Origin of the sequence: Paraburkholderia sp. J10-1 (assembly GCF_905220165.1) — a bacterium.
GTDB lineage: Bacteria > Pseudomonadota > Gammaproteobacteria > Burkholderiales > Burkholderiaceae > Paraburkholderia.
On the sequence record NZ_CAJMYW010000028.1, the window covers coordinates 43,878 to 68,971 of the forward strand.

At 65.6% G+C, this 25,094-nt stretch carries 23 protein-coding genes; 11 read left to right on the top strand and 12 right to left on the bottom strand.

Annotation, left to right across the window (positions count from 1 at the left end; translation table 11 throughout):
* Nucleotides 1–46 precede the first annotated feature (46 nt).
* Genes U5A65_RS38380 through U5A65_RS38410 form a run of 7 tightly spaced genes read left to right on the top strand, consistent with a single transcriptional unit; the run spans nucleotide 47 to nucleotide 7,108 of the window.
* Nucleotides 47–1,003: an ABC transporter permease gene (locus U5A65_RS38380; protein ID WP_321913388.1), complete on the top strand. Its 957-nt coding sequence runs from the start codon at nucleotides 47–49 to the stop codon at nucleotides 1,001–1,003.
* Entirely contained in the window at nucleotides 1,000–1,953 is a 954-nt protein-coding gene (locus U5A65_RS38385) for an ABC transporter permease (protein ID WP_321913389.1), read from the top strand. The genes U5A65_RS38380 and U5A65_RS38385 overlap by 4 nt, the downstream gene beginning before the upstream one ends.
* On the top strand, nucleotides 1,950–3,824 hold the full coding sequence (locus U5A65_RS38390; protein WP_321949481.1) for an ABC transporter ATP-binding protein: 1,875 nt from the start codon (nucleotides 1,950–1,952) through the stop codon (nucleotides 3,822–3,824). Before U5A65_RS38385 ends, U5A65_RS38390 begins: the two co-directional genes overlap by 4 nt.
* Nucleotides 3,821–4,141 carry a (2Fe-2S)-binding protein gene (locus U5A65_RS38395; protein WP_321949482.1) on the top strand — a complete coding sequence of 107 codons (321 nt, stop codon included), beginning with the start codon at nucleotides 3,821–3,823 and terminating at the stop codon, nucleotides 4,139–4,141. The genes U5A65_RS38390 and U5A65_RS38395 overlap by 4 nt, the downstream gene beginning before the upstream one ends.
* Complete coding sequence (locus U5A65_RS38400) at nucleotides 4,120–5,586, top strand: FAD/NAD(P)-binding oxidoreductase (RefSeq protein ID WP_321949483.1); 1,467 nt, start codon at nucleotides 4,120–4,122, stop codon at nucleotides 5,584–5,586. Before U5A65_RS38395 ends, U5A65_RS38400 begins: the two co-directional genes overlap by 22 nt.
* Nucleotides 5,583–6,761, top strand: coding sequence for an FAD-dependent oxidoreductase (locus U5A65_RS38405; protein WP_321949484.1), 1,179 nt, complete (start codon nucleotides 5,583–5,585; stop codon nucleotides 6,759–6,761). The genes U5A65_RS38400 and U5A65_RS38405 overlap by 4 nt, the downstream gene beginning before the upstream one ends.
* Before the next feature lie 2 nt (nucleotides 6,762–6,763).
* Nucleotides 6,764–7,108: an AraC family transcriptional regulator gene (locus U5A65_RS38410; RefSeq protein ID WP_321949485.1), complete on the top strand. Its 345-nt coding sequence runs from the start codon at nucleotides 6,764–6,766 to the stop codon at nucleotides 7,106–7,108.
* A gap of 20 nt (nucleotides 7,109–7,128) precedes the next feature.
* Here the strand turns inward: U5A65_RS38410 and U5A65_RS38415 are convergent, their stop codons facing one another.
* From U5A65_RS38415 to U5A65_RS38455, 9 genes are all read right to left on the bottom strand, one after another.
* On the bottom strand, nucleotides 7,129–7,473 hold the full coding sequence (locus U5A65_RS38415) for a cupin domain-containing protein (protein ID WP_321949494.1): 345 nt from the start codon (nucleotides 7,471–7,473) through the stop codon (nucleotides 7,129–7,131).
* Nucleotides 7,474–7,510: 37 nt separating this feature from the next.
* Nucleotides 7,511–8,482, bottom strand: coding sequence for a succinylglutamate desuccinylase/aspartoacylase domain-containing protein (locus tag U5A65_RS38420; protein ID WP_321949486.1), 972 nt, complete (start codon nucleotides 8,480–8,482; stop codon nucleotides 7,511–7,513).
* Complete coding sequence (locus tag U5A65_RS38425) at nucleotides 8,479–9,951, bottom strand: NAD-dependent succinate-semialdehyde dehydrogenase (protein WP_321949487.1); 1,473 nt, start codon at nucleotides 9,949–9,951, stop codon at nucleotides 8,479–8,481. Before U5A65_RS38425 ends, U5A65_RS38420 begins: the two co-directional genes overlap by 4 nt.
* Nucleotides 9,952–10,117: 166 nt before the next feature.
* Entirely contained in the window at nucleotides 10,118–10,618 is a 501-nt protein-coding gene (locus tag U5A65_RS38430) for an Lrp/AsnC family transcriptional regulator (protein ID WP_042269347.1), read from the bottom strand.
* Nucleotides 10,619–10,662: 44 nt separating this feature from the next.
* The gene (locus U5A65_RS38435; RefSeq protein ID WP_321949488.1) at nucleotides 10,663–12,081 is read right to left on the bottom strand and encodes an aspartate aminotransferase family protein; all 1,419 of its coding nucleotides are present in this window, start codon (nucleotides 12,079–12,081) and stop codon (nucleotides 10,663–10,665) included.
* A gap of 202 nt (nucleotides 12,082–12,283) precedes the next feature.
* The gene (locus U5A65_RS38440) at nucleotides 12,284–13,210 is read right to left on the bottom strand and encodes a glyoxylate/hydroxypyruvate reductase A (protein WP_321913398.1); all 927 of its coding nucleotides are present in this window, start codon (nucleotides 13,208–13,210) and stop codon (nucleotides 12,284–12,286) included.
* Nucleotides 13,211–13,226: 16 nt separating this feature from the next.
* The gene (locus U5A65_RS38445; protein ID WP_321939264.1) at nucleotides 13,227–14,102 is read right to left on the bottom strand and encodes a GNAT family N-acetyltransferase; all 876 of its coding nucleotides are present in this window, start codon (nucleotides 14,100–14,102) and stop codon (nucleotides 13,227–13,229) included.
* 151 nt (nucleotides 14,103–14,253) lie between these two features.
* Nucleotides 14,254–14,763, bottom strand: coding sequence for a BON domain-containing protein (locus U5A65_RS38450; protein ID WP_321949489.1), 510 nt, complete (start codon nucleotides 14,761–14,763; stop codon nucleotides 14,254–14,256).
* A gap of 34 nt (nucleotides 14,764–14,797) precedes the next feature.
* A complete protein-coding gene (locus U5A65_RS38455; RefSeq protein ID WP_321913401.1) occupies nucleotides 14,798–15,091 on the bottom strand; it encodes a hypothetical protein in 294 nt (97 codons plus the stop codon).
* A gap of 109 nt (nucleotides 15,092–15,200) precedes the next feature.
* On the opposite strand from U5A65_RS38455, the gene U5A65_RS38460 reads away from it, so the two are divergent.
* Entirely contained in the window at nucleotides 15,201–16,166 is a 966-nt protein-coding gene (locus U5A65_RS38460) for a GlxA family transcriptional regulator (protein WP_321949490.1), read from the top strand.
* 13 nt (nucleotides 16,167–16,179) lie between these two features.
* Here the strand turns inward: U5A65_RS38460 and U5A65_RS38465 are convergent, their stop codons facing one another.
* Together U5A65_RS38465 and U5A65_RS38470 are read right to left on the bottom strand one after the other, a co-directional pair.
* Nucleotides 16,180–16,893: a GNAT family N-acetyltransferase gene (locus U5A65_RS38465; protein WP_321939270.1), complete on the bottom strand. Its 714-nt coding sequence runs from the start codon at nucleotides 16,891–16,893 to the stop codon at nucleotides 16,180–16,182.
* 116 nt (nucleotides 16,894–17,009) lie between these two features.
* The gene (locus U5A65_RS38470) at nucleotides 17,010–17,873 is read right to left on the bottom strand and encodes an NmrA family NAD(P)-binding protein (protein WP_321949495.1); all 864 of its coding nucleotides are present in this window, start codon (nucleotides 17,871–17,873) and stop codon (nucleotides 17,010–17,012) included.
* A gap of 229 nt (nucleotides 17,874–18,102) precedes the next feature.
* Between U5A65_RS38470 and U5A65_RS38475 the strand changes: the two genes are divergently transcribed.
* A complete protein-coding gene (locus U5A65_RS38475) occupies nucleotides 18,103–19,017 on the top strand; it encodes a LysR family transcriptional regulator (protein WP_321949491.1) in 915 nt (304 codons plus the stop codon).
* A gap of 131 nt (nucleotides 19,018–19,148) precedes the next feature.
* Here U5A65_RS38475 and U5A65_RS38480 read toward each other — a convergent pair whose 3' ends face one another.
* Nucleotides 19,149–19,586: a carboxypeptidase regulatory-like domain-containing protein gene (locus tag U5A65_RS38480; protein WP_321913405.1), complete on the bottom strand. Its 438-nt coding sequence runs from the start codon at nucleotides 19,584–19,586 to the stop codon at nucleotides 19,149–19,151.
* Nucleotides 19,587–20,093: 507 nt separating this feature from the next.
* Here U5A65_RS38480 and U5A65_RS38485 point away from each other — a divergent pair.
* The gene (locus tag U5A65_RS38485; protein ID WP_321949492.1) at nucleotides 20,094–22,307 is read left to right on the top strand and encodes a glycoside hydrolase family 3 C-terminal domain-containing protein; all 2,214 of its coding nucleotides are present in this window, start codon (nucleotides 20,094–20,096) and stop codon (nucleotides 22,305–22,307) included.
* Between the two features lie 354 nt (nucleotides 22,308–22,661).
* Nucleotides 22,662–24,935, top strand: coding sequence for an EAL domain-containing protein (locus tag U5A65_RS38490; protein WP_321949493.1), 2,274 nt, complete (start codon nucleotides 22,662–22,664; stop codon nucleotides 24,933–24,935).
* The last annotated feature ends 159 nt before the right edge of the window (nucleotides 24,936–25,094 follow it).

A 25,094-nucleotide genomic window follows, 5' to 3' on the forward strand; every position in this document is an offset into this window, starting at 1 on the left:
CGGCCACCGATTTCCCGCTTCATGATGCTCAGGGAGGCGACATCCGATGAAAGCTCACGCGCAACGTCTCATTGCCGCGCGTCTCGGTCTCGCGCTGCTCACGTTGCTGATCGTCTCGGCAATCGTGTTCGGCCTCACGGGCCTCTTGCCCGGCGACGCCGCGCAGCAGGCCCTCGGCCAGGCGGCCACGCCCGAGCAGGTGGCCGCGTTGCGTCACCAGTTCGGCCTCGATCAGCCCGCGCTCACGCGTTATGTCCACTGGCTTTTGCAGGCCGTGACCGGCAACTTCGGCACGTCGGTGTCGAACAACCAGCCGGTGAGCGAGCTGATCGCCACGCGCCTGCCGAATTCGCTCGTGCTCGCTGGGCTCACCACGCTGGTTTCCGTGCCGCTCGCGCTCGCCATCGGCATCTTTTCCGCTGTGTTCCGCGGGTCGCTGCTCGATCGCGCACTGAACGTGCTCACGCTTTCCGCCGTGGCCGTGCCCGAGTTTCTCGTCGCCACCATCGCGGTGCTGATCTTCGCGGTGAAGCTGCGCTGGCTACCTGCGCTCGCGTACCTCTCCGAGGTGGACTCGTTCGGCACGCTCCTGCGTATCTATGCGATGCCGGTCATGACGCTGTGCTGCGTGATCGTCGCGCAGATGGCGCGCATGACGCGCGCCGCCGTGCTCGACCAGCTGGGCGCTCCGTACGTGGAAATGGCCCGCCTGAAGGGCGCCTCGCCCGCGCGCATCGTGCTGCGCCATGTGCTGCCGAACACGATCGGCCCGATCGCCAATGCGGTAGCGCTCAGCCTCTCGTATCTCTTTGGCGGCGTGGTGATCGTGGAGTCGATCTTCAACTATCCGGGCCTCGCGAGCCTGATGGTCGACGCCGTGACGAACCGCGATCTGCCGCTCGTGCAGGGCTGCGTGATGGTGTTCTGCGCCGCGTATCTGGTGCTCGTGCTGATCGCGGACCTGTGTCAAATCGTATCCAACCCGAGGCTGCGTCAACGATGAACCGACCCGCCACATCCCATGCCGCGACCGTGCTCTACGCGACCAGCGAGAGCGAGGAGCGCGCCGCCGAGGTTGCCAAGGACGTACAGAGCGATGTTCCCACGCCGCCGCGCTCGCCGCTGCGCCGTATCGTCGGGCGCCTCTCGGTGCTCGGCCTGATCGGACTTGCCATTGTCGTGTTCTGGCTCGGCGTGGCCTTCATCGGGCCGCTCGTCGCGCCGTACAAGGGCGGCGCCATCACGTCCACGGAGATCTTCGGCTCGTATAGCGCGGCGCATCTGCTCGGCACCGATTTCCTCGGCCGCGACATGCTGAGCCGCGTGCTCTACGGCACGCAGTACACCGTGGGCCTCGCGCTCGCCGCCACGCTGCTCGCAAGCGGCATCGGCACGTTCTTCGGACTGCTTGCGGCTGTCGCGCCGCGCTGGATCGACGAGGTGCTGAGCCGCCTGTTCGACGCGTTGATCTCCATTCCGAGCAAGGTGCTCGCGCTCGTCGTGATCGCGGCGTTCGGCTCGTCGGTGCCTATGCTCATCACCGTCGCGGCGCTCGCCTATATTCCGGGAGCGTTTCGCATCTCGCGCTCGCTCGCCGTGAACCTGATGACGCTCGAATACGTGCAGGTCGCCCGGGCGCGCGGAGAGGGGCTGTTCTATATCGCCCGCGTGGAGGTGCTGCCGAACATGATCCACCCCATGCTCGCCGACTTCGGCCTGCGCTTCGTGTTCATCGTGCTGCTGCTCTCGGGCCTCTCGTTCCTCGGCCTCGGCGTGCAGCCGCCGGACGCGGACTGGGGCTCGCTCGTGCGCGAGAACATTGGCGGCCTCGCGGAAGGCGCGCCCGCCGTGCTGATGCCGGCCGTCGCCATCGCGACGCTGACCGTCGGCGTGAACCTGCTGATCGACAGCCTGCGCCGTCACGGCGGCCGCGCGCATGGAGGCGGAAAATGAACATGATCGAAGTGACGGGCCTGCGCGTGGTCGCGGGCGCGGCGCCCGATCCGGTCGTCGAGATCGTCAAGGGCGTCGACTTCACGGTGAAAAAGGGCGAAGTGCTCGCGCTGATCGGCGAGTCGGGGTCGGGCAAGACCACCATCGCGCTCTCGCTGCTCGGCCATGCGCGCGAGGGCTGCGCCATCGCGGGCGGCAGCGTGAAGATTGGCGGCACGGATGTGCTCGCGCTCGACGAACGCGGCCGCCGCGCACTGCGCGCGCGCACCGTGGCTTATGTGGCGCAGAGCGCTTCGGCGGGCTTCAATCCGGCGCGCACGATCATGGATCAGGTGACCGAGCCCGCGCTGCTGCACAAGCTGATGTCGCCCGCGGCGGCGCGCGAGAAAGCGGTGAGCCTGTTCCGCGCGCTCGCGCTGCCTTCGCCGGAGACGATAGGCGCGCGCTATCCGCATCAGGTTTCCGGCGGCCAGTTGCAGCGGCTGATGGCCGCAATGGCGCTTATCACCGATCCCGCCGTGGTCGTGTTCGACGAACCCACCACGGCGCTCGACGTGACCACGCAGATCGAAGTGCTCGCGGCGTTCCGCAAGGTCGTGCGCGAGCTGGGTACGACGGCTGTGTACGTGTCGCACGATCTCGCAGTCGTCGCGCAGATGGCCGATCGTATCGTCGTCCTGAACAATGGCGCGGTGCGCGAGAACGGCACGACGCTCCAGGTGCTCGACGCTCCCGCCGACGACTACACGCGCGCGCTGCTGGCCGCGCGCCGTCACCCCGATCCCGGTCCGCCCGTCGCGCCACCGCCTGCCGAGGTGCCGCTGCTCGAAGTTCGCAGCCTGATCGCGGGCTATGGCCGCGTCGATGCGAACGGCGTGCCGGCCGTGCGCGTGCTGGAGGACGTGAGCCTGCGCATTCCGCGTGGCAGTGCGCTCGGCGTGATCGGCGAATCGGGCTCGGGCAAGACGACGCTCGCGCGCGTGGTGGCGGGGCTCGTCGAGCGTGCGCGCGGCGAGGTGCTGCTCGACGGCGTGCCGCTGCCCGCCACGCTTTCGGCGCGCACGCCCGACCAGTACCGCCGGATCCAGATCGTGTTCCAGAACGCGGACACGGCGCTGAACCCGAGCCGCACGATCGCCGATATCCTCGCGCGGCCCATGTGCTTCTATCACGGTCTGCGCGGCGCTCGCGCGCAAAAGCGCATGCTCGAACTGCTGGACCTCGTGAAGCTGCCCGCGTCGATTGCGAAGCGCCAGCCGGGCGCGCTCTCGGGCGGCCAGAAGCAGCGCGTGAACCTCGCTCGCGCGCTCGCGGCGGAGCCCGCGCTCATTCTGTGCGACGAGGTGACCTCTGCGCTCGACACCGTGGTCGGTGCAGCGATTCTCGACTTGCTCGCCGAATTGCGGCGCGAGCTGGGCGTCTCGTACATGTTCATCAGCCACGATATTTCGACGGTGCGCGCGATTTGCGATGACGTCGTCGTGCTGTACGGCGGCCAGTGCGTGGAGGCGGGTCAGCGCGATGTGCTGGAAGCGCCGCCTTATCACCCGTACACGGGCCTGCTCGTCGATTCGGTCCCGGCCCTGCAGCCGGGCTGGCTCGATGCACGGCGCGCTGTAGCGGGCACAGCGCTCCCGCCGCTTGGCGCCTCGGCCGAAGTGCGCGAACTGTGCGCGTTCCGCGCGCGATGCCCGGTGCGCATCGACGGCGCCTGCAACGTCACGCCGCCCGCGATCAAGCGCTTGCCTGGCGGCGCGCAGATTCTTTGCCATCACACGACGGCCGAACTGCAGCGGCTTCAGACCGCACAGGCGGCACAGGTCGCGCAAGCCACGCAAGCCGCGCAAGCCACAAAGAGGGCCGCCGCATGAGCGCACGCTTCGTGAGAGTGGCGGAAGCGGGCCGGCCGACCTTCGACATCGAAATCGACGGCCGCATGGCGCAGGCCGCCGAGGGCGACACGCTGATGGTCGCGCTGCTCGCCGCGCAGGACGCGCTGCGCGACTGCGAGTTCGACGACGGGCGGCGTGCCGGCTTCTGCCTGATGGGTGCGTGCCAGGACTGCTGGGTGTGGACCGCGCAGGGCGAGCGGCTGCGCGCTTGCACGACGCCGGCGGCGCCGGGCATGTCGATCGTGACGCGCAATGCGCTTGCCGGGGAGGGCGTATGGCCGCGCGCGCAGAACTGAAGGTGGTCGTGATCGGCGCGGGGCCCGCTGGCGTGCGCGCGGCGCAAACATTGGTCGCGGCGGGGCTGCGCCCTGTCGTGGTGGACGAAGGGCGGCGCGATGGCGGGCAGATCTACCGCCGCCAGCCCGAAGGCTTCAAGCGCAGCTATGAAACGCTCTACGGCACCGAGGCCGCGCGCGCGGCGTCGCTGCACCGCGACTTCGACGCGCTGCGCCCGCAGATCGATTACCTGCCCGACACGCTAGTCTGGAACGTCGGGCCGAAGTCCGTGCACCTCGCAAGCGGTGCGCGCTACCACGAGCTGGCCTTCGACGCGTTGATCGTCTGCAGCGGCGCGACCGACCGGCTCATGCCGGTGCCGGGCTGGCATCTGGCGGGCGCCTATAGCCTGGGCGGCGCGCAGGTCGCGCTGAAGTCGCAGGGCTGCGCCATCGGCGCGCGCACCGTCATGATGGGCACAGGCCCGCTGCTTTACCTCGTCGCCGCGCAATACGTGAAAGCGGGCGCGACGGTGAGCGCGGTGCTTGACACGTCCACGACAGGCCAGCGCGTGCGCGCGTTGCCCGATCTGCTGCAAGTGCCCGCCACGTTGCGCAAGGGCATGGCGCTGCTGCGCACGCTGCGCCGCGCGGGCGTGCCGGTGCATCGCGGCGTCACGCCGCTCGCCATCGACGGCACGCCCGAGCACGGCGTGAGCGCCGTACGCGTGAAGCTCGCAAACGGGAACGAGCAGCGCGTGGCGTGCGACGCCGTCGCGCTCGGCTATCACCTGCGCTCCGAAACGCAAATCGCCGATCTCGCCGGTTGCGCGTTCGCGTTTGATGCGGCTGCGCGGCAATGGCTGCCCGAAGTCGATCAGGACGGCCGCAGCAGTGTGGCAGGCGTGTATCTCGCTGGGGACGGCGCGCGCGTGCGCGGCGCCGACGCGGCCGAGCGCGCGGGGCGTCTCGCTGCGCTTGCGGCCTTGCAGGATGCGGGCGTGAGCTCATCGAACGAAGCGCTTGCCGAGACAGCAAGACTGCGCGTTGAACTCGCGCGTTTCACGCGCTTCGCACAAGGCTTGCGCAAAGCCTTTCCGTGGCCCGCGCATTTCGCGGCGGCGCTGCCTGACGACACCGTAGTGTGCCGTTGCGAAGCCATCACGGCGGGCGAGTTGCGCCGCGTGGTGCGCGAGACGGGCGCAACCGAAGCGAATCGCGCGAAGGCCTTTTCGCGCGTGGGAATGGGGCGCTGCCAGGGGCGCTTTTGCGCGCACGCAGGGGCCGAAGTCATTGCCGCCGAGGCGCGTGTGCCGCTCGAAGCCGTGGGCCGCCTGCGCGGACAAGCGCCGGTGAAGCCGCTCACGATGACGCTGAGCGCCGTAGAGAATGGCATCGACGAAACGCAGGCCATTGCCGCACAAACGCAGCACGGCGCGTGCTGCGCAAAGGAGTTCAGCGAATGACGGATCGCGCCGATGTGATCGTGATTGGAGGCGGCATCATCGGGACGTCCACGGCGTTCTTCCTGAGCCGCCGCAAGCGCTCAGTGATCCTGATCGAACGCGGGCTGACGGGCCAGCAGGCAAGCGGCGTGAATTTCGGCGGCGTGCGCCGCCAGGGCCGCGCGCTCTCGCAGCTCGCCATGTCCAATCGCGCGCTCGATATCTGGTACCGCGCGCAGTCGCTGCTTGGCGAAGATGTGGAGTTTTTGCCTTCTGGCCACACGCGCGTGTGCTACCACGCACACGACGCCGAGTACTTTCATCGCTACGCCGAGCAAGCGCGTGCATACGGGCTCGATCTCGAAGTGCTCGAAGGGGCGGCGATGTTCAAGCGCTTTCCGTTCCTTGGCCGCGAAGTGCTGGCCGCCTCCCTCTCGCCGCGTGACGGCCACGCCAATCCGCGTCTGGCCGCGCCGGCCTTCGGCCGCGCTGCCGCGCGCCTGGGTGCGCAGCTCGTGGAGAACACCGAGATCGTGCGGGTCGAAAAGGAAGCAGGCGGCTTTCGCGTGGAGAGCGCAACAGGGCACGTGTGGCGCGCGCAGCAGCTGCTGATTTGCGCCGGTGCATGGGCGGGGGCGCTCTCCGAGCAGTTCGGCGAGCCGGTGCCGCTCGTTGCGCGCGGCCCGCAGATGGCCGTGACCGAGCCCGTGCCCTACCGCTTCACGCATTCGATGGGCGTCTACACGTCGGTCAAGGAAGAAAGCGTGTACTTCCGGCAGATTCCACGCGGCAACCTCGTGCTGGGCGGCGGCCCCGCGGGTCCCGCCGACACCGGCACGCGCCGCGCCGGCGTGCTGCCCGGCAACACCGTGCAGCAGATCGCGCAGTTTCGCCGGCTGGTGCCCGCGCTCGCGCCGCTGCACGTGATCCGCGTGTGGAGCGGCGTGGAAAGCTATCTGCCGGATTCGGAGCCCGTGATTGGCCCGAGTTCGACAACGGAGGGCCTTTTCTACGCATTCGGCTTCAGCGGCTCGGGCTTCCAGATCGGGCCCGGCGTGGGCGAAACGCTCGCGGAACTGCTCGACGCCGGCGCAACCGACATGCCGCTCGAACCGTTTTCGATTGCGCGCTTCGGGCGCAGTCCATTGGCGGCATCTGCGGTCGGCGCTCAGGCATCGACCGCGAGCGAGGCTTGATCATGCATAACGCGACCGTGACTCCGCTTCGCGACGCGCTGGCCTATATCGAAGCGAATTTCGACAAGTCAGTGAGTCTCGCCGAACTGGCCGAGGTGTCGGCGCTCAGCGTGTCGCGCTTCGCTACCGTGTTTCGTGAGCAGGTCGGCCTTTCGCCCTACAAGTACCTGTGCGAAGTGCGCGTGCGCCGCGCGCAGCACTTGCTGCTGGCGGGCGTGCCGGGCGCCGTGGTGGCGACCGAAGTCGGTTTCTTCGATCAGAGCCATCTGGCGCGCCATTTCAAGCGCTTTTGCGGCGTGACGCCCAGCGCCTTTCTGCAGCAGGCGAGAGCGCTCGAAGCGGCTTGAGCGCTCGCCCGCGTCTCGCGTCACAAAATGACGTAGACCTTGCGCATCGTTTCGTCGACTTCCCACGTGCCTTCCGTGTTCGCCGCGAAGAACAGCGTATCGCCGCCGCGAAAATGCACGGTTGCCTCGCCGTCGGGCGTGAAGCGTCCGCTTCCGCTCAGAATGTGCATGACCTCCGCTTCTTTCACCGAGCGCCGGTAGGTGCCGCTGGTGCATTCGAAGAGCCCCGTATCGATAGATTCGGTGCCCGGAATCACTCTCTGCACGCCCGAAACGCGTATCGTCTGCGAGCCGGGTGCGCCCGCGGTGCCCCAGTCCTCCAGTGCCTGCACGTTAATGCTTTGCGTGATCTGCTGAACTTTCATCATTCGTTCGTTCGCCTAAATAAAAAAAGAAAGCGCATCAGCGCTTCTGATCGATGCGCTGCTCGATCTTGCCAAGCCGAACCACGGTCACGCCCGGGCGTAACTGGCGCAGCGAGGGCATCACGAGTATGCAGTCGTCGTAGGGCGTGACGACCGGCTCGCCGTTGGACCAGCCGATCACGGCGCCCGCCCTGGGGAACACTTCGAGGCCCGTGTACTCGCCCGCGAAACGAAAGTCCATGCTCTTCGCCACCACGGGCTCCGTCACGCGCACGACACGCATTTCCGGTGGCAGCGGCTGTAGCCAGCCCGCGGGCAGGTCCGCTTCGTCCACCACACCCGAGAGCAGCAGAAAGCGCGCGGTGACATCGCGCGCCACGGTCACGGCGCTCGCTTCCCAATGCTGTCCGCACTCGATCAACAGCGCGTTCTTCGCGCTCGCGGCGTCGCCGAAGCCTTCGTAGTCGCGCATGCGGCGGCCTTCAGGGTGACCTTCGTCGCAGATGACGGTGGCCGGCGCGCCAAGCCGCGCCGAGAGTTCGACGCCCTTTGCGAGCGGCCCCGCGACGATGAGCGGCCTGGACTTCTCGTGCATCGAATGCAGATCGAGCAGCAGATCGACGTCGTCGATCACGGGCCGCATCGCGCGGGCGCGGCGCAGTTCGCTCGAATCGCGCGTGAGGTCGTCGAGCGCCTGGGCGGTCCACACGCGGTTGAAGTCCTGATCGACGAAACGCGCGGCGTCGGGGCGCGCAGAGTCGAAGCGGCCGTAGGCCTCCACGTTCGCGAACGCGAGCGTGAGCTTGCCGCGCCGTGGCCGCAGGCGAGCGCGCAGCAGCGCATCGACGACGATCGCGCCGCACACTTCGTTGCCGTGCGTGAGCGCGTTGATCATGACGTGCGGCCCGGGCACGCCGGAATCGAACGTATGCACATAGGGGATGCCGGTTTCACTGCGCTCGTGCGCGGCGAGGTCGGGAAACGCAACTTCGATCGGATAGGTGCTCATGCAAGCCCTCCCTGGCAGAGGTATTTGAGGCAGAGATAATCGTCGAGCCCGTACTTCGAGCCCTCGCGGCCATAGCCCGATTCCTTCACGCCGCCAAAGGGCGCAGCTTCGCTGGCGAGCGCGCCCTCGTTGATGCCGACGATACCCGCTTCGAGCTGCCGCGCGACGCGGTCGATGCGGCGCACGTCCTGGCTGTAGAAGTACGAGGCGAGGCCATAGGGCGTGTCATTGGCGGCGTGGATGGCCTCGGCTTCAGTCTCGAAGCGGAACAGCGGCACAACCGGGCCGAAGGTTTCTTCGCAGCTTAGCTGCATGTCGGGCGTCGCGTTTGCGAGCACCGTGGGCGCGTACCAGTTCGGGCCCCGTTCCGCGAGGCGCTTGCCGCCCGTGAGCACGCGGGCGCCGCGGCTCACGGCGTCGTCCACGTGGCGGGCGATCTTCTCGACCGCGCGCGCGTTGATCATCGGGCCGATCTGCGCGGCGGGGTCGGTCGCGGGCGCGACTTTCAAGGCGGCCACGCGCGTGGCGAGCTTGTCGGCGAAGCGCTCGAACACGCCCGACTGCACGTACACGCGGTTCGGGCACACGCAGGTCTGCCCGCCGTTGCGGAATTTCGCGGCCATGAGGCCTTCGACTGCGGCATCGAGATCGGCGTCGTCGAACACGATGAACGGCGCGTTGCCGCCCAGTTCGAGCGAGAGCTTCTTGAGCGTGCCCGCCGATTCTTTCGCGAGATGCTTGCCCACGGGCGTCGAACCGGTGAAGGTGATCTTGCGCACGCGGCTGTCGGCGAGCCAGTCGGCCACAGCGCTCACGCCGCGCTCGCGCGAAGCGCAGATGAGGTTCAGCACGCCAGGCGGCACACCCGCCTCGTGCGCGAGCATCACGAGCGCGAGCGCGGTGAGCGGCGTGTCTTCGGCCGGTTTGCCCACCACTGTGCAGCCTGCTGCCAAGGCCGGGGCGATCTTGCGAGCGATCATCGCGAGCGGGAAGTTCCAGGGCGTGATTGCCGCGACCACGCCCACCGGTTCTTTCACTGCGCTCATGCGCTTGCCGCGCTGCTGCTGCGGGATGATGTCCCCGTAGATGCGCGTGGCCTCGTCGGCGAACCATGCAACATAGGACGCGCCATACATGGCTTCGCCGCGCCCTTCGTGCAGCGGCTTGCCTTGCTCGAGCGAGATCAGTTGACCCAGCTCGTCGGCGTTCTCGACGATCAGCGCATGCCAGCGGCGCAGTATCGCGGCGCGTTGCGCGGGGAGCGTGTCGCGCCACGCGGGGAACGCGCGCGCGGCGGCGTCGGTGGCGGCGCGGGCGTCGCTCGCATCGCTGTCGGCGATCTCGGCGATCGTGTTGCCGGTCGCGGGATCGGTCACCGCGAAGCGCGTGCCGGAGGCGGCGGGCACCCATTGCCCGTCGATGAAATTGTCGCTGCGAATCAGCGCGCTCAAGGGGTAACGCGTAGTCATATGCCGATTCCTTTCCGCCCATGCGGAAGTCGGTGGTTCGATGCGAGGCAATGAGCGCGCACGACCAGCGCGCCGAAACCGTGAGGTTTCAGCGCGAAGCGTGCGCGAGAAAATGGATGCGAGGCGAGAGAGCGCGAGGCGCGTGCCTCACGTCCGTTGCCCATGCTCAGGAATGCAGGTTCTGCGAAAACAGCGTTTCGAGCGGATAGTGCGTCTTGACGAACGCCGTCTTGATGATCACGTAGCTGAAGTACTTCTCGATGCCAATGTCGCGCTCCAGCAGCCCTTCGACAATGCTTTGATAGTGGCTCACGCTGCGCGCGACAAACTTCAGCAGATAGTCGTAGCCGCCGCTCGCAAGATGGCATTCGACCACCTCGTCCACTTCGCGTATGGCCTTCTCGAACTTGATGAAGTCCTCGCGGCGATGGTCGGCGAGCGTGACCTCGGTGAACACCATCTGCACGTCGCCGAGCTTTTCCAGCTGGATCTGCGCGCCGTAGCCGACGATGAACCCCGCCTTCTCCAGACGTTTCACGCGGATCAGGCAGGGGCTGGGCGACAGCCCGACTGCGTCGGCCAGTTCGACATTCGTGATGCGCCCCCGCTTCTGCAGTTGCGAGAGGATGCGCAGATCGATTCGGTCCAGCTTGCAGTCGTTGCTCATCGTGATGGGGGCGGCCCCGCATGTCGAAGTATCGAGTGATGTTATCACGCGGCGACACGGGCGCTGACCCCATTCTTTACCTTCAATGCAGCGTGCACTTCGGGCTGCGCGAGCACGTCGTCGAGTGTTTTTTCGAGGCGCTCGAACAGCAGGTCGAACTCGCTTTCGGTGTACGAAAGCGCGGGCGCGAAGCCGAGAATGCCGTCGCCGAACGCGCGGAATACGAGGCCGTTGCCGTACGCTGCGGCGGCAATGCGATCGGGCAGGCCGAGCGATGCGTCGAAGCGCTGCTTGCTCTCCTTGTCGGCCACGAGTTCGAGCGCACCCAGCAAACCGCGGTGACGCGAGTCGCCCACGAGCGGGTGCGCGAGCAGCGCGTCGAGCCCAGCGGCAAAGCGCGGCGCGCGCGCGGCGCCGTTCGCGAGCAGACCGCCTTCGTGATAGAGGCGCATGACTTCGAGGCCGATGGCCGCGCTCACCGGGTGCGCCGAATACGTGTGGCCGTGGCCGACCACAGCGGCGCTGTCGCCATCGGCAATGCCTTGATAAATGGCGTCCGACATCAGCACAGCGCCCATCGGTGCGTAGCCTGCCGTGAGGCCCTTGGCCACGGTCATCAGATCCGGCTCGACGTCTTCGGCCTGGCACGCGAAGAGCGGGCCCGTGCGGCCAAAACCCGTAATCACTTCATCGGCGACGAACAGAATATCGAGCTTGCGGCACGCTTCGCGCATGGCTTTCAGCCAGCCTTCGGGCGGCACGATCACGCCGCCCGAACCCTGGATCGGCTCGCAGAAAAACGCGGCGACGTTTTCGGCGCCGAGTGCGGCGACCTTCGCTTCGAGCGCGGCGACCGAAGCGGCGATGAGCGCGGCGTCGTCCGCATGCTCGCTGCGATACGCATAAGGCGAGGGAATGTGATGCTGCGTGGCGAGCGGCAAGTCGAAGTTGCGATGAAACGCGGGCAATGCAGTGAGCCCCGCACCGACCGCCGACGAGCCGTGATAGCCGCGCTCCTGCGCGATGATGTGCTTCTTCGCGGGGCGGCCCGTTGCGTTGTAGTAGTGCGTGATGAAGCGCAGCGCAGAATCCACGGCATCGGAGCCGCCCAGCGTGAAGTACACATGCTGCAGCGAAGCGGGCGCGCGTTCGACGAGTTGCGCGGCCAGTTCGATGGCGGGCTCCGAGCCGAAGTGGAAGTAGCCGGTCGCGTAGGGCAGGCGCGCCATCTGGCGTGCAGCGGCTTCGACGATGCTTTGATGGCCGTAGCCCGTGTTGACGCACCAGAGGCCGGAGAACGCGTCGAGCAGTTCGTTGCCGTCGGCGTCGCGCAGGAACACGCCCTGGGCGGAGTCGAGCACGGTCACGCCGCGCGCTTCGTGTGCGCGGTAGTTCACGACGGGATGGATCAGATGTTTGCGGTCGGCTTCTATGAGCGAGAGAGTCTGCGAGCGATTCGGCATGGTTCGGTTCCCGGCTGAAAAGTCAGAGGAGTGCGGCGCTTGGGCCATTGATCAGGCGTTGATTGGCCGTTGATTCACCGTTCCATGCTACCGGGCCGATGCCGTTACACGCTTCGCCAAATAATTCGCGAAATAGCGAGTTTGTGGCGTTTTGATCGGGGGCCGCAGCATATTCTGCTGAGCCCTTTTAGCGCCAGTCGCTTCAGTAACCGCGCGTGCGGTCGATGAGGCCGAGCATCGGCAAGCCGTCGCGGTGGCGGCGGATGTTCTCGAGCACGACATCGACGGCTGTTTCGGGGCGCGTGGCGCTGGCGATATGCGGCGTGAGGCGCACGCGCGGATGCGTCCAGAACGGATGCTCCGGCGGCAGCGGTTCGGGGTCCACGACATCGAGAATCGCATTGTGCAGGTGGCCGCTATCGAGCGCGTCGAGCAGCGCCCGCTGGTCGAGCTGCGGCCCGCGCCCGACGTTGATGAACGACGCGCCCTGCGGCAGCCTGGCGAAGAGCGTGGCGTCGAGCAGCCCGCGCGTGGCTTCGGTGAGCGGCAGCAGGCAGATGAGGATATCGGTGCGCGCAAGGAAGGCGTCGAGCGCTTCGGCGCCCGCATAGCACGCAACGCCTGGCAAGGTGCGCGGCGAGCGGCTCCAGCCTGCGCAGTCAAAGCCGAAGAGGCGCAGGCGTTCGAGCACCGCACTGCCCAGCATGCCGAGCCCCAGCACGCCAACGCGCCGAGACGCCGCGGCGCGCACCGGCCGGGCGCGCCATACGCGCTGTTGTTGTTGCAAGGCGTAGTCGAACAGATCGCGGTGGATGGTCAGGACCGCCTGCGTCACATACTCGACCATCCCTTCGACGATGCCCGGCTCGATCATGCGCACCACGGCGACATGGTCGGGCACGCCTGAGAGATCGAACTGGTCGATGCCTGCGCCCACGGAGAAAATCACTTCGAGATTGGGCAGCGTGCGCGCGGGATTCTCGGGCGGCTGCCACGCCGCGAGATAACGCACGTCGGCGGGGTCGCCGGTATCGGGCCACAGGCGGAACGGGATGTCGGGAGCCTTGTGCGCGAAGAGTTGCGCCCATTGCTTGCCGCGCTCGGGGTCGGCTTTGTAGAGGAGCGTCATGGGGCGGTCCTCGCAGTCAGCCGAGCGCTTGATTGACGATGGCGAATTGCAGCACGGACGGGTCGCGTACGGGCGCGCCGTTGCGCGCCATCTTCACGACGGAGTCGACGCGCGCGAGCCCGATCGATTCGAGCCACGGGCCGAGGCCCTGTTCGTCGGGCGTATCGAGTCGCGTGAAGGCGCCTGCGTTGGCGGCCAGGCGGTTGGCGATCAACGCTTTGGCTCGCTGCAGGTGCAATCCATCGTCGGCGGCGACGGCCACCGGACCGATCGCATGGCCGCGCCCGAATGGGCGCAACAGCGCGAAGCCGACCACCGTGTCGCCACGCACGAGCGCCACGCCCTCGGACACGTCGAGCAGCGGCGGCACGAGCGCGCCGCGGTCGAGCCCGCTCGCGCGCGACGCGAGTTCGATCAAGCGCGGCGTATCGCCCGGTTCGAGCGGACGCACGCGCTCGCCCGGCGGCGGCTCGACAAGGGGCGCCGCGAAGCTGTCACCCTGATGCTGATGCAGCAGGCCGATCTTCTCGAAGCCGAGCTTTTCGTAGAGCGGCTGGCCTGCCTGCGTGGCGTGCAGCACGGTCATGCGCGGGCCGAGCGCTTCGAGCAGGCGCTCCATGAGCATGCGGCCGATGCCGCGGCCCTGCTGGTCGGCCGAGACGATCACGAGACCGAGCGTCGCGCCATGCTCGCCCCATGGCCAGCACAGCGCCGTGCCGACCACGGTCTTGCCTTCGCGAACCACGAAACCGTGCCCGGCCGCGGCGGCGAAACGCCAGTCGTCGCTGCGATGCGGCCAACGGAATTGCAGGGAAAGCGCGTGGGCGCCCTCGATATCGGATTCGGTGAAAGTCTCGCAGACGAGAGTCGAGGACGCGGGCTGGCCGGACACGGAGGGCTCCTTGATCGAAGTTCGATAGGTCAACTTCGACTTTGACAGGATGCGCGCCACGGGAATAGGACGATCCTGCTGTACGGCCGATCGAATTCGCCGACGAGTCCGCTCCTCAGTCCGCTTCTCAGTCCTCTTTCAGGTTCACCAATCAAGGTCCGCTGCTGCGGGCCGTACGCACCGTCAAGTGGTTGGACACCGAGGTCACGCCGCTTACCGACCCAGCCGCGTCGCCGGCCCGCGCGATCTGTACCTCATGCGGTACCGACCCCGTCAACGAGACGACGCCGTGATGCGCCGTGACGTGGATGTTGGCGAAATTCAGTCCCGTCGTGCGCGTGAAGGCGCGGCGCACGTCACGCACCAGCGCACTGTCCGAGCGGCCCGATGGCGCGGGGGCGCCTTCTTGAGCGGAGGTTTCGCCGGGCGCGCTCGCGGCCGTTTGCGCGTACGCATAACCCGCGCAACTCGCGATGGCCGCGAAGACCAGCGTGCGGACGATTTGGCATTGACTGTTAGTTTTCATCCTTCTTCCCTTTGCCAGGTTTCCCAGGTTTCCCGACAGCCGCCAACGGATCGAAAACAAGCGGCGGATCAGTACGTTGTAGGTGAAATCTCTGGCGAGGAGAAGAAGGCTGCCAGGAGGCCGCCGGCGACCCATGACGCATCCGTGGACGGCGCCTCCTTGGCTGCGCTTACTTTCCTTGAAGGAGCAGACCGAGCGGCGCGAGCGGGCCCACCGGCAGCAGATCGAATGCGAGGATATCGGCCTCGACGAGCGGCAGCGTGTCCAGCGTGGCCTTCACTTCATCCACCGAGCCCGAGCTCATGAGAAACACCACGCCGGGCTTGTCCTGGCGGAACCAGTACTGCTCGATCTTGCCGTCCAGGTAGAGCTTGAGCGTGGCCGGCACTTCGTGCGGCATGATCTCGTCGCGCTGCGCCGGGGTGAGTTCCTTGACGATCGATCCAATGGCGAGAACCTTCATGACAACCTCCGTGTTCAATGTTTGTTGCGACTTGCAACGCGATTGAGTGTATCGTTGGGGTCTCGTCGGCTGTACTGTCACAAACGACAACTTTAGAGGCATTTACGCCATGCGCATTTCTGTCCTGGCTCTCGACGGCGTGTTCGATACCGGGCTTTCCGTCACGCTCGACGCGTTCTCGGCCGCAAACAAGCTTTCGGCGGCGGCCATGGGCGGCGTGCCGCGTTTCGACGTCACGCTCGTGGGGGTGAGAAAGCGCGTGCGCTCGGCTCACGGCCTGGTCGTGCCGGTGCAGGCGGTCGCGCAGGACATGAAGCCGGACTGGGTGATCGTGCCGGCGTTGGTGACGCTGTCGCCACAAGAACTGATGCAGTCGTTCGAGCGCCCGGACGTTCAGCACGGCATCGGGCGCTTGCTCGAATGGCAAGCGGAAGGCGTGCGGGTCGGCGCTTCGTGCGTCGGGACCTTCATCCTCGCGGAGGCGGGGCTGCTCGATTACCGCGAAGCCACGACCAACTGGGCGCTCGCGCCGTTCTTCCGGCAGCGCTATCCGCATGTGCAACTCAATGAATCGCGCATGCTCGTGCCTTCGGATATCGGCGTGACCGCCGGCGCGGCCATGGGGCATCTCGATCTTGCGCTCTGGCTGATCCGGTCTGCGAGCCCGGAACTGGCATCGCTCGTTTCGCGCTATCTGCTGGCCGACATCCGCTCTTCGCAGGCGCCGTACATCATCCCGAATCATCTGGCGCAAGCCGATCCGCTCATTCAGCGCTTCGAACAATGGGCGAGGAACAATCTCAGGGCGGGATTTTCGCTGCAGGACGCGGCGAAGGCGCTGGCAACCAGCTCGCGCTCCTTGCAGCGGCGCTGCCAGGACGTGCTCGGCAAGTCGCCGCTCGCGTACTTTCAGGACTTGCGGGTCGAGCACGCGCAGTCGCTGCTGCGCAGCGGCAAGCTCGATCTGGAGAGAATTGCCGCCGAAGTCGGTTACGGCGACGGCGCGACGCTGCGCAGCCTGTTGCGGCAGCGGTTGGGAAGAGGGGTGCGGGAGCTGCGCGCCGACTTGTTGTAACTGTGCGGCTTTTCTACGGCGCGAGGCCAAGCACCGTGAGATGCATCTCGCGACGCTCGACAAAGCCCAGCGCGCGATAGATCGCAATCGCGCCGTAATTCGACGTGAGCACGTGCAGAAAGGGGGTTTCGCCGCGCGCACAGATCGACGCCACCAGCAGCTTCATCAGGCCCGTCGCGAGCCCTTGTCCCCTGAACGCCGCGTCCACGCACACAGCACTGATTTCGGTGTGCCCTTCGACCTTCATGCGCTCGCCTGCCATGGCGACGAGCTTGCCCGCTTTGCGCACGCCAACGTAGCCGCCAAATTCGATGGTGCGCGGACCGAACGGGCCGGGCTGCGTTGCGGCGGCCAGCGCGAGCATCTCCGGCACATCACGCTCCGTTAGCCGGACATGCTCCTGCGTGGCGGGCGCAGGGGGCTCACCTTGCCAGACCATTTGCAGCAGCGTGGCATGCCTGATCAGCGCGAAGCCGGCGGGCGGCTGCACGGCATCCAGCGTGGTCAGGGCAACGGGGGCGTGTTCTTCGATGAGTCCTCGCAAGGCGTCGAACGATTCGGGCGTGGTGTCCATCAACGCCGCAAAGGGCGCAATGGCGGGCGCATACCGCAGTGCGCCATCGTTCCCGACGGCAAGATGGCGCTGGCGGCCGGTTAGCGCGTGCCACACGGTATTGTCCAGCGCGGGCGTGCTGCCCGTGGATTTCGTTGCCAGCACATCGAGCATGATTCGCGCTTCCTTGGAGAAGGTGGAGGGTTTGCGACGATAGTCTAGTTGCGGCGCGTTCGGCGGACCACAGCCGAACGCGCCAACTTTGGCGTCAATCGCGCCAATGCCTTTCGTCACGCACCCTTTGCCAGCGCATCGAGCACGGTGTCGAGGTCGACCTGCCCGCGGACGATTTCGTGGGCGGGCTTCTCGAAGCAGATCCAGCCCTCGTTGAAGCCGTCCAGCATGCGCATACGCGGTTCCGGATGTTTCATGCCCTGCGAGATAAAACGCGATTGCCATTCCCGCCGGTTCACCGCCACCGCACGCACGGGCCTGCCGAGCACGCGGGCAAATGCGCAAGCCATGTCGTTCGCGCTCACGCGGCGCGGCCCCTCCAGTTCGACCACGCGTGTGCCGCTCCACGTTTGCTGGAGCAGTTCGGCGGCGATACGGCCAACGTCTGCGGTTGCGACCATCGGCACGGCCTGGTCGAGCGGCTGCAGGTAGCTTTCGATTACGCCGTCGTCGCGTGCGGACGCGACATCCCACGCGGCGTTTTCCATGAACCAGCCGGGCCGCAGAAAGGTCACGGGCAGAGGCAGTGCGGCCAGCGCCTGCTCCATCAAGGAGAGTTGCGAGAGCAGATTGCTCTCTCGCGCCTGCGCGCCGATCGTCGACAGACAAACGACTTTCCCGGGCTGCGCGTGGCGGATCGCGGCGCACACGGTGTCGATGACCGCACGGGATTCGGGAAAGCCAGGCGAGGGATCGAACTGCGGCGGCAGCAGGATGAATACGCCCTGCGCGCCGCTGAACGCAGCGGTAAGCGCTGCGGCGTCTTCCATGCTTGCCGTGGCCAGTTCGCATCCTTGTGCCTGCCACGACGCGGCGCGCGCGGCGTCGCGCACGACTGCCCGAACCGGTTGCCCCGAGGCAAGCAGCGTACGTGCGAGAGCGCCGCCCACTTTTCCGGTAATGCCTGTAATTGCGTACACTTGAAACCCTCCGAATGCATCGACGAGATTGTCGAAAAGCCCGAACGCGATGGCGGACATGCGCTGCCTGATCCCGTTTCGGTGAGACGCATTCTGGACGCACGGCGACCGAAGCTAAATGCCGCGCAGGGCACGAGATCAGTGACTCGGGCGCATGAATCGGATTGCCGATCCCTCATCGCCACGGGCTGCCACGGGCTGCCGAACTGGCTGCGATTGAACGACGACATTGAGAACGACACTCGAGAACATTTCCGGCGCGATCAGTGTGTTTGCCACCGTTGTAGACGCCGGGACGTTCGCCGCCGCGGCAGACGTGCTCGGCATGTCGCCGCCCGGCGTGAGCCGCGCAATTGCGCGGCTGGAAAAGCGCCTCGATATCCGGCTCTTCAATCGCACGACGCGATCGATCTCGCTCACCGAAGGCGGCCGCCGTTTTTACGAGCAGGTCGTCCCGCATCTCGCGGGGCTCGAGGAGGCGGCGATTGCGGCATCGGGCAACGCGTCGGCGGTGCGGGGCAGGCTTCGGGTCAACCTGGACCCGGTGTGCTATCGCGCGATTCTCGGCACGCAGCTCGACCGGTTCATGGACGCCCACCCCGAACTCGAGATCGAACTCATCGCGAGAGATAGCCTTGGCGACCTGGTGGCGGAGGGTTTCGATGTCGCGATGCGCTTCGGCAAGCCGAGATCGTCCACGCTAGTCGCACGCAAGCTGCTCGATACCGCCGTGGTGACGGTTGCGGCTCCAGCCTACCTCTCGCGCCGGGGAAGGCCGCTGCGTCCCGAAGATCTTGAAGGCACCGCTCACCGGTGCCTCGAATTCCGCGACCCCGAGACAGGCAAGCCCTATCCCTGGGAGTTTCATCGCAAGCGCAAGCATGTCGTGGTGGCGACGCATGGGCGGCTGACCGTAAACGATCCGGGCGCATTGCTCAATGCGTGTCTGGCCGGTTCCGGCATTGCGCAAATGCTTCTTCTCGGCGCCGAACCGCTAATTGCCGATGGCAGGCTGGTGAATCTCTTCCCCGACTGGCCTGACGAACGCTTTCCGCTTTACGTCTACTATCCCTCGCGCCAATACACGCCCGCAAAGACGCGCGCATTCATCGACTTCACCGTCGACTGGGCCGCGGCGCATTGATTGCGGATACCTTGCAGCGGCATGCGTTGCGGTCAGATCGTGAGCACGAGTTGCCGCGGCCGACTCTCTCGCGTCAACGGTAGCGCGGCTGCCTCGCGAGTCATTACGGCAGGCTGGAGATGCGATACGGCTTAGTGCTTGTGCGGAAACGAGAACGTCGCACGCGCGCTGCCGTTGCCGGCGACGTTCACGCGCTGTGTCCTCGTGACGTCGTTATAGGTGGCAGTGACCGTATAGCGTCCGCTCGGCAGCCGCACGAGCATGTACGGACCGTGCGAACGCGTGTCGAGCACGGTCGCGCCGCCGGCACCCGTGATCTTCACATCCACGTCGGCGACGTAGCTCGAACCGGGGCCGGTAAACAGCAGCGAGAGCGGCCACTGGCTGCGCGCGTGCCGCAGCGCCGTGGACTCGTCGCGGCCAACTCCGCCGGACACGAATGAGATGTCGCCTTGCTGCTCCGTTTGCGGCATGCCCGTTTGCGCGAGTGCGCCGCTTGCCAGGGTGAATGCACATGCCGCGACGAGCAGGGTCGAAGCGATTCGGGGAGCCTTGCGTTGCCTTTGCATCGTGGTCACTCCTTACGGGGATGTCGATTTCGCGCGCAGCGGCGCAAGCGCCGCCGCTTGTGCAGGCCTCGTAACAGATTAGCTTTTTTCGGCCCGCGTCGCGCATTGCGCGCTGGGGTCACGGGGGGTTGCTCGGTATTTGCGAACGTCATGCCATTCACATCGAATGGCGGTTTACCGTTGTGTTCGCAACAATCGCATTACTCGAATATTACGTTTTGCTGTCAATTTCGTACCTTTCATGCGTGTTAGTTAGCGCCAGCCGGGAAAATACTGAGATAAAAGCCCGTAAGGCGACTCAATAGTTTTTGTATGATTATTTGGAGTTTTGCTACATCAACCGGCGGGGTCCACGCGCAAGCACGCAAGCAAACGTTTGCGCGCAATGGCCACGCCAGTTTCCCCCGCAGGAAGTTCGTCGGCGTCTGACGCGGACGGCCGCTCTGCCAGACCTGTTCACCGCTCTGATCAGTACTCCATAACGTATTGGAAATCCCGGAGAGACATATGAGGATCACCCGTTGGCCCACCGCCACCGTACTGGTTGCGATGGCCGCTACCGCCTATGCCGGCGACAGCAGCAACGACGTACCTTATCCATTGCCAATGCCGTTGATGGCCGTCCCTCAGAACCTCGGTGCGCACGTACGCGCGGACTTGCTGCTCAAGCGCATGACGCAGGACGAGAAGCTGCAGTTCATCCATTCCGAGTATCAAATGAGCGCCGTGCCCGGCGGCGGCGCGGGCTATATCCAGGGTGTGCCGCGTCTGGGCATTCCCGACCTGAACATGGTTGATTCCGCAACGGGCTCGGGCAGCACGAGCCAGAAGAGCACGACCTTTCCCGCGACGATCGCGCTCGCGGCAAGCTGGGACCCGTATCTCGCGCGCGACTTCGGCGCGCGCATAGCCGACCAGTTGCGCGAGCAAGGATTCGGCATGGGTCTGGGCGGCGGCACGAACCTCGCGCGCGAACCGCGCGGCGGGCGCCTCTTCGAGTATCTCGGCGAAGACCCCGTGCTGGCGGGCGAAATGCTCGCGGCGCGCACCATCGGCACACAGGGCCAGCAGGTGATCGCCACGATCAAGCACTACGTCGGCAACGAACAGGAAACGGGCCGGCAGGGCGGCAACAGCCAGATCGACGAGCGCACGCTGCGCGAACTCTATCTGCTGCCGTTCGAGATCGCCGCGAAGGAAGGGCGGCCTGGCAGCGTGATGTGCAGCTATAACCGCCTGAACGGCACTTACGCATGTGAGAACACGCATGTGCTGACCGACGTGCTGAAGAAGGATTGGGGTTTCCAGGGCCAGGTGCAGTCGGACTGGGGCGCGACGCATAGTACGGCACCGGCGATCAACGCGGGCCTCGACGAGGAAGAGGACGTAGGCCCCACGGTCTACCTCACGCCCGATCTGGTCAAGCAGGCGATCGCCTCGAAGGCAGTCTCGCAGGACCGCCTGGACGACATGGTGCGACGCAAGCTCTACGTGATGATCAGCACCGGCGTGCTGGACCATCCGGCTCAGGGAGGCGCTACGATCGACTTCGCGAAGTACAACGCGTTCACGCAGGCCGCAGAAGAGCAATCCATCGTTCTCCTGAAGAACGACAACAGCCAGCTGCCGCTTTCGGCGCCGAGCCTGCACAAGATCGCGGTGATCGGCGCGCATGCCGATACGGCCGTGCTGAGCGGTGGCGGCTCGGGCAACACACGCGATCCGGTGACGGGCAACTTCTCGGGCTGCGGCGGACTCACGTTCGCTTCGCACACGAGTTGCGGATGGTGGACCAACCCGTGGCTCAAGCTCAATACGCCGATCACGCAGGCGATCCAGCAACTCGCGCCTTTGGCGCAGGTGAGCTTTGCGGGCAACACGGACCAGACGCAGCCGTTCCGCGCCTATACGCAGCAGGAAATCACCCAGGCCGCTACGCTCGCAAGCCAGTCCGATGTGGCGATCGTCGTCGTGGCGCAGCCTGCGGGTGAGGACTTCGGCGACCTGCAAAGCCTGAGTCTCGCGAATCCGTCGAACCAGGATCAGCTGGTCGAGGCCGTTGCCAAGGCCAACCCGCGCACGATCGTGATCATCGAGAGCGGCAATCCGGTGCTGATGCCGTGGAAGGACCAGGTCGCGGCAATCGTCGAGGCATGGTATCCGGGCGAGGGCGGCGGCAAAGCGATTGCGAACGTGCTGTTCGGCCAGGTGAATCCTTCGGGCAAGCTGCCGGTCACGTTCCCGGCGCGCGATCAGGACACGCCAACGTGGGGAACGAACGGCGCCTTCGCGACCGATCCCGTGTACGCAGAAAAGCTGGACATGGGCTATCGCTGGTATGACGCGAACAACATCACGCCGCTTTACGAGTTCGGTTATGGCCTGTCGTATACGCACTTCAGCTATTCGGGCTTGACGGTGAAGCAGGGCCCGGGACATACGCTCACGGCGTCGTTCACGGTGCGCAACGATGGCCGCGTGGCCGGTGCGGAAACGGCGCAGGTGTATCTGGGCGTGAGCTATGCCGGCGAGCCGCCGCATCGTCTGGTGGGTTTCCAGAAGGTGTTCCTGAAGCCGGGCCAGTCGCAGCCGGTGCGCGTGACGATTACCGAACGCGCACAGAGCGTTTGGGACACGACGCATAACGACTGGGCCTACGTGTCCGGCAGCGCGGTGTATGTGGGCGCGTCTTCGCGCGATATCCGCCTGCAGAGCCGGTAATCAGGAGGGCAAATGGAGGCTGCGTTGCCAGCCTCCATGCTTGAATATGTGAGAGCGCACGGCTCGCGAACGTTTGCGAGCCGATTCAGAATTAAATTCGCAAGTCTTTCCTTATCTATCATTCGCGTGCGCAAGCATGCAAACGCAAATTCCCGCCAACGCAATTGATTTCCGCGGGTAATCCCCATTCATTCTGAATAGGGAAACGGGATAAACTGACCCACCCGTCCGTGGGCCTTCCTCCGTTTGCGCGTTTTCCAGACTCACACCATTACGCTTCACTGTGACTCTGTCTCGTAGTGCCGCGCGCACGCGACGCATGGAAGCTGAACCAAAAAGAATACTAAATCAGCCATGAGACTGATCACACGCGCAGTGAACTGGCTTACCAAAGGCAACCGCCGCGGCCGAATCGTTGCGGTGCTCGTCCCCGCGTGGGTGAGCGCCGTGGCGGCGGCCGTGCTTGCCCAGCACTCCCGCGCCGCAATAGCGTGGCTCGTGATCGTGCTCGCGTGCACCACGGTGCTGCTGCTGCGCGTCTTCCAGCGCCTTGCCGCCCATTTGCGTTTGAGCGAAGAGCGTCTGAGCCTCGGGTTCGAAGGCATCAATGCCGGACTATGGGACTGGGACCTTGTCAGCGACCGTGCCTATTATTCCCGCTATCTGTACCAGCAACTCGGCTATGGCGACGGCGCCCTCCCCATGGACACGCGCGCGTTCAACGCGCTCGTGCATCCGGCGGATCTGCTTCGCTTGCGCGAGACCATCGTCAATCACCTGAAGCATGACAGCCTCTACGACGTCGAGTACAGACTGCGAATGGCCGATGGTCAATACCTATGGTGCCGGGGGCGCGGCAAAGCCATACGCGATGAGAGCGGGCGCGCGACGCGTATCGTCGGTTGCCTCTTCGATATCTCCGGGCTCAAGCGCGCGGAGGCGGCAGCCGCAAAGGAAAAGAGCCTTACCGAAGCGACGCTCGCTTCGATCGACGACGGTGTGATCCGCTTGGACAACGCGGCGAGCGTGACCTATTGCAACGCCGCCGCCGAGCGCATGCTCGGACGTCCCTCGCGCGACATCTACCGAAAGCCGCTGTTCGACGTTTGTGATCTCTACGACGAGCGCTCCGGCAATATCGTCACCGCTCAGTATCTGCACAACCGCGCAGCAGTGGCAGACGACGCGCAGCGCAGACTTTCGGTGACGCGCCCGGACGGCTCGCTCTTGCCCGTGGCGTGCTCCGTGGCGACGATCCGCGACGACGAAGAGGAAATGCTGGGCACGGTCATGGTGCTTCGTGACGCCAGCACGGAGCGCCAGCATGCTGCCGAACTCGAATATCAAGCTACGCACGATCATTTGACCGGTCTGCTGAACCGCCGCGAATTCGAGCGCCGGCTATCGGGCTTGCTCGAGAATGCCGGGGCACGCCCGCACGCGGTGATGTTCCTCGATCTCGATCAGTTCAAGGTCGTCAACGATACATGTGGCCACGCGGCCGGCGATGAATTGATTCGCAGCGTGGGCGGCGCGTTGCAGCAACAACTGCGAACTGCGCATATCCTCGCGCGCCTGGGCGGCGATGAATTCGGCGTCGTGCTGCCGGGGTGCTGCATCGACGACGCCCTGCGGGTCGCGGAGGATCTGCGGGAGGCCGTGACGGTCATTCGCCTGCCATGGGACCAGCGCTTGCTGACGACTGGCGTGAGCATTGGCGTCGTGGACGTAGACGCCACGCAGACTTCGACGTGGGACGTCATGAAGGCGGCCGATGTCGCCTGTTATATGGCCAAGGAAAAAGGCCGCAACCGCGTGCATCGGTATTGCCTCGAAGATCACCTCCAGTCGACCACCCACATGCAGATGGAGTGGGTGGCCCGCGTAAAAGCGGCGCTCGAGCACGACCGGTTCCGCCTGTACGCGCAACAGATCAAGTCGCTCAAAGAGGGCCCTGCCGGGGAGGAAGTGCACGTCGAGCTGCTGCTACGCATGGTCGACGAATCGGGCGGCGTGATTCCCCCCGCGTACTTCATCGGGGCGGCCGAGCGCTTCAACTTGATGCCCCTGGTCGACCGATGGGTGATCGGCCGTGCTTTCGAAGCCATCGCGGCGGGCCATCTTGCGGCAAACGTCTGGTCGATCAACCTTTCCGGCGCGTCGCTCGGCGACGACGACTTGCTCGCGTATATCGTGCAGCAGCAGCAACGCTGCGGGATCCGCTTCGAAAGCGTGTGCTTCGAGATCACGGAAACCGCCGTGATCACCAATCTATCGAAAGCGATTGCTCTCATGGAGAGTCTGCGCGCGCTGGGTTGCCGATTCGCGCTCGACGATTTCGGTTCCGGCATGTCCTCGTTCACTTACTTGAAGCGCTTGCCGGTGGACTACCTGAAGATCGACGGCAGCTTCGTGCGCGGCATTGCCAGCAGCGACCTCGACCGGACCATCGTCCAGTCGATTCATCAGGTGGCCCACGCCGCGGGCAAGGCGACCATCGCCGAGTTTGTGGAAAGCGAGGCGATCATCGGGCGCCTCAGCGGGATTGGCATCGACTATGCGCAGGGGTTTTGTGTCGGGTTGCCCCAGCCGCTTCCCGAAAGCGTGGTCGAGAGCGTCAGCGCTTAAGCATGGCGGTCGTCAAGGCGATGCGACGCTAAATAGTCGGCGTAGCGACCCCTAAAAATAATTTTTAGAAAGTCGCTTGACGATATCCCAAATGACCCGCATAATTCGCCTCCTTCGCTGATCGCTGCGAACGAAAACGAAGCGATTAAGACGAATTGC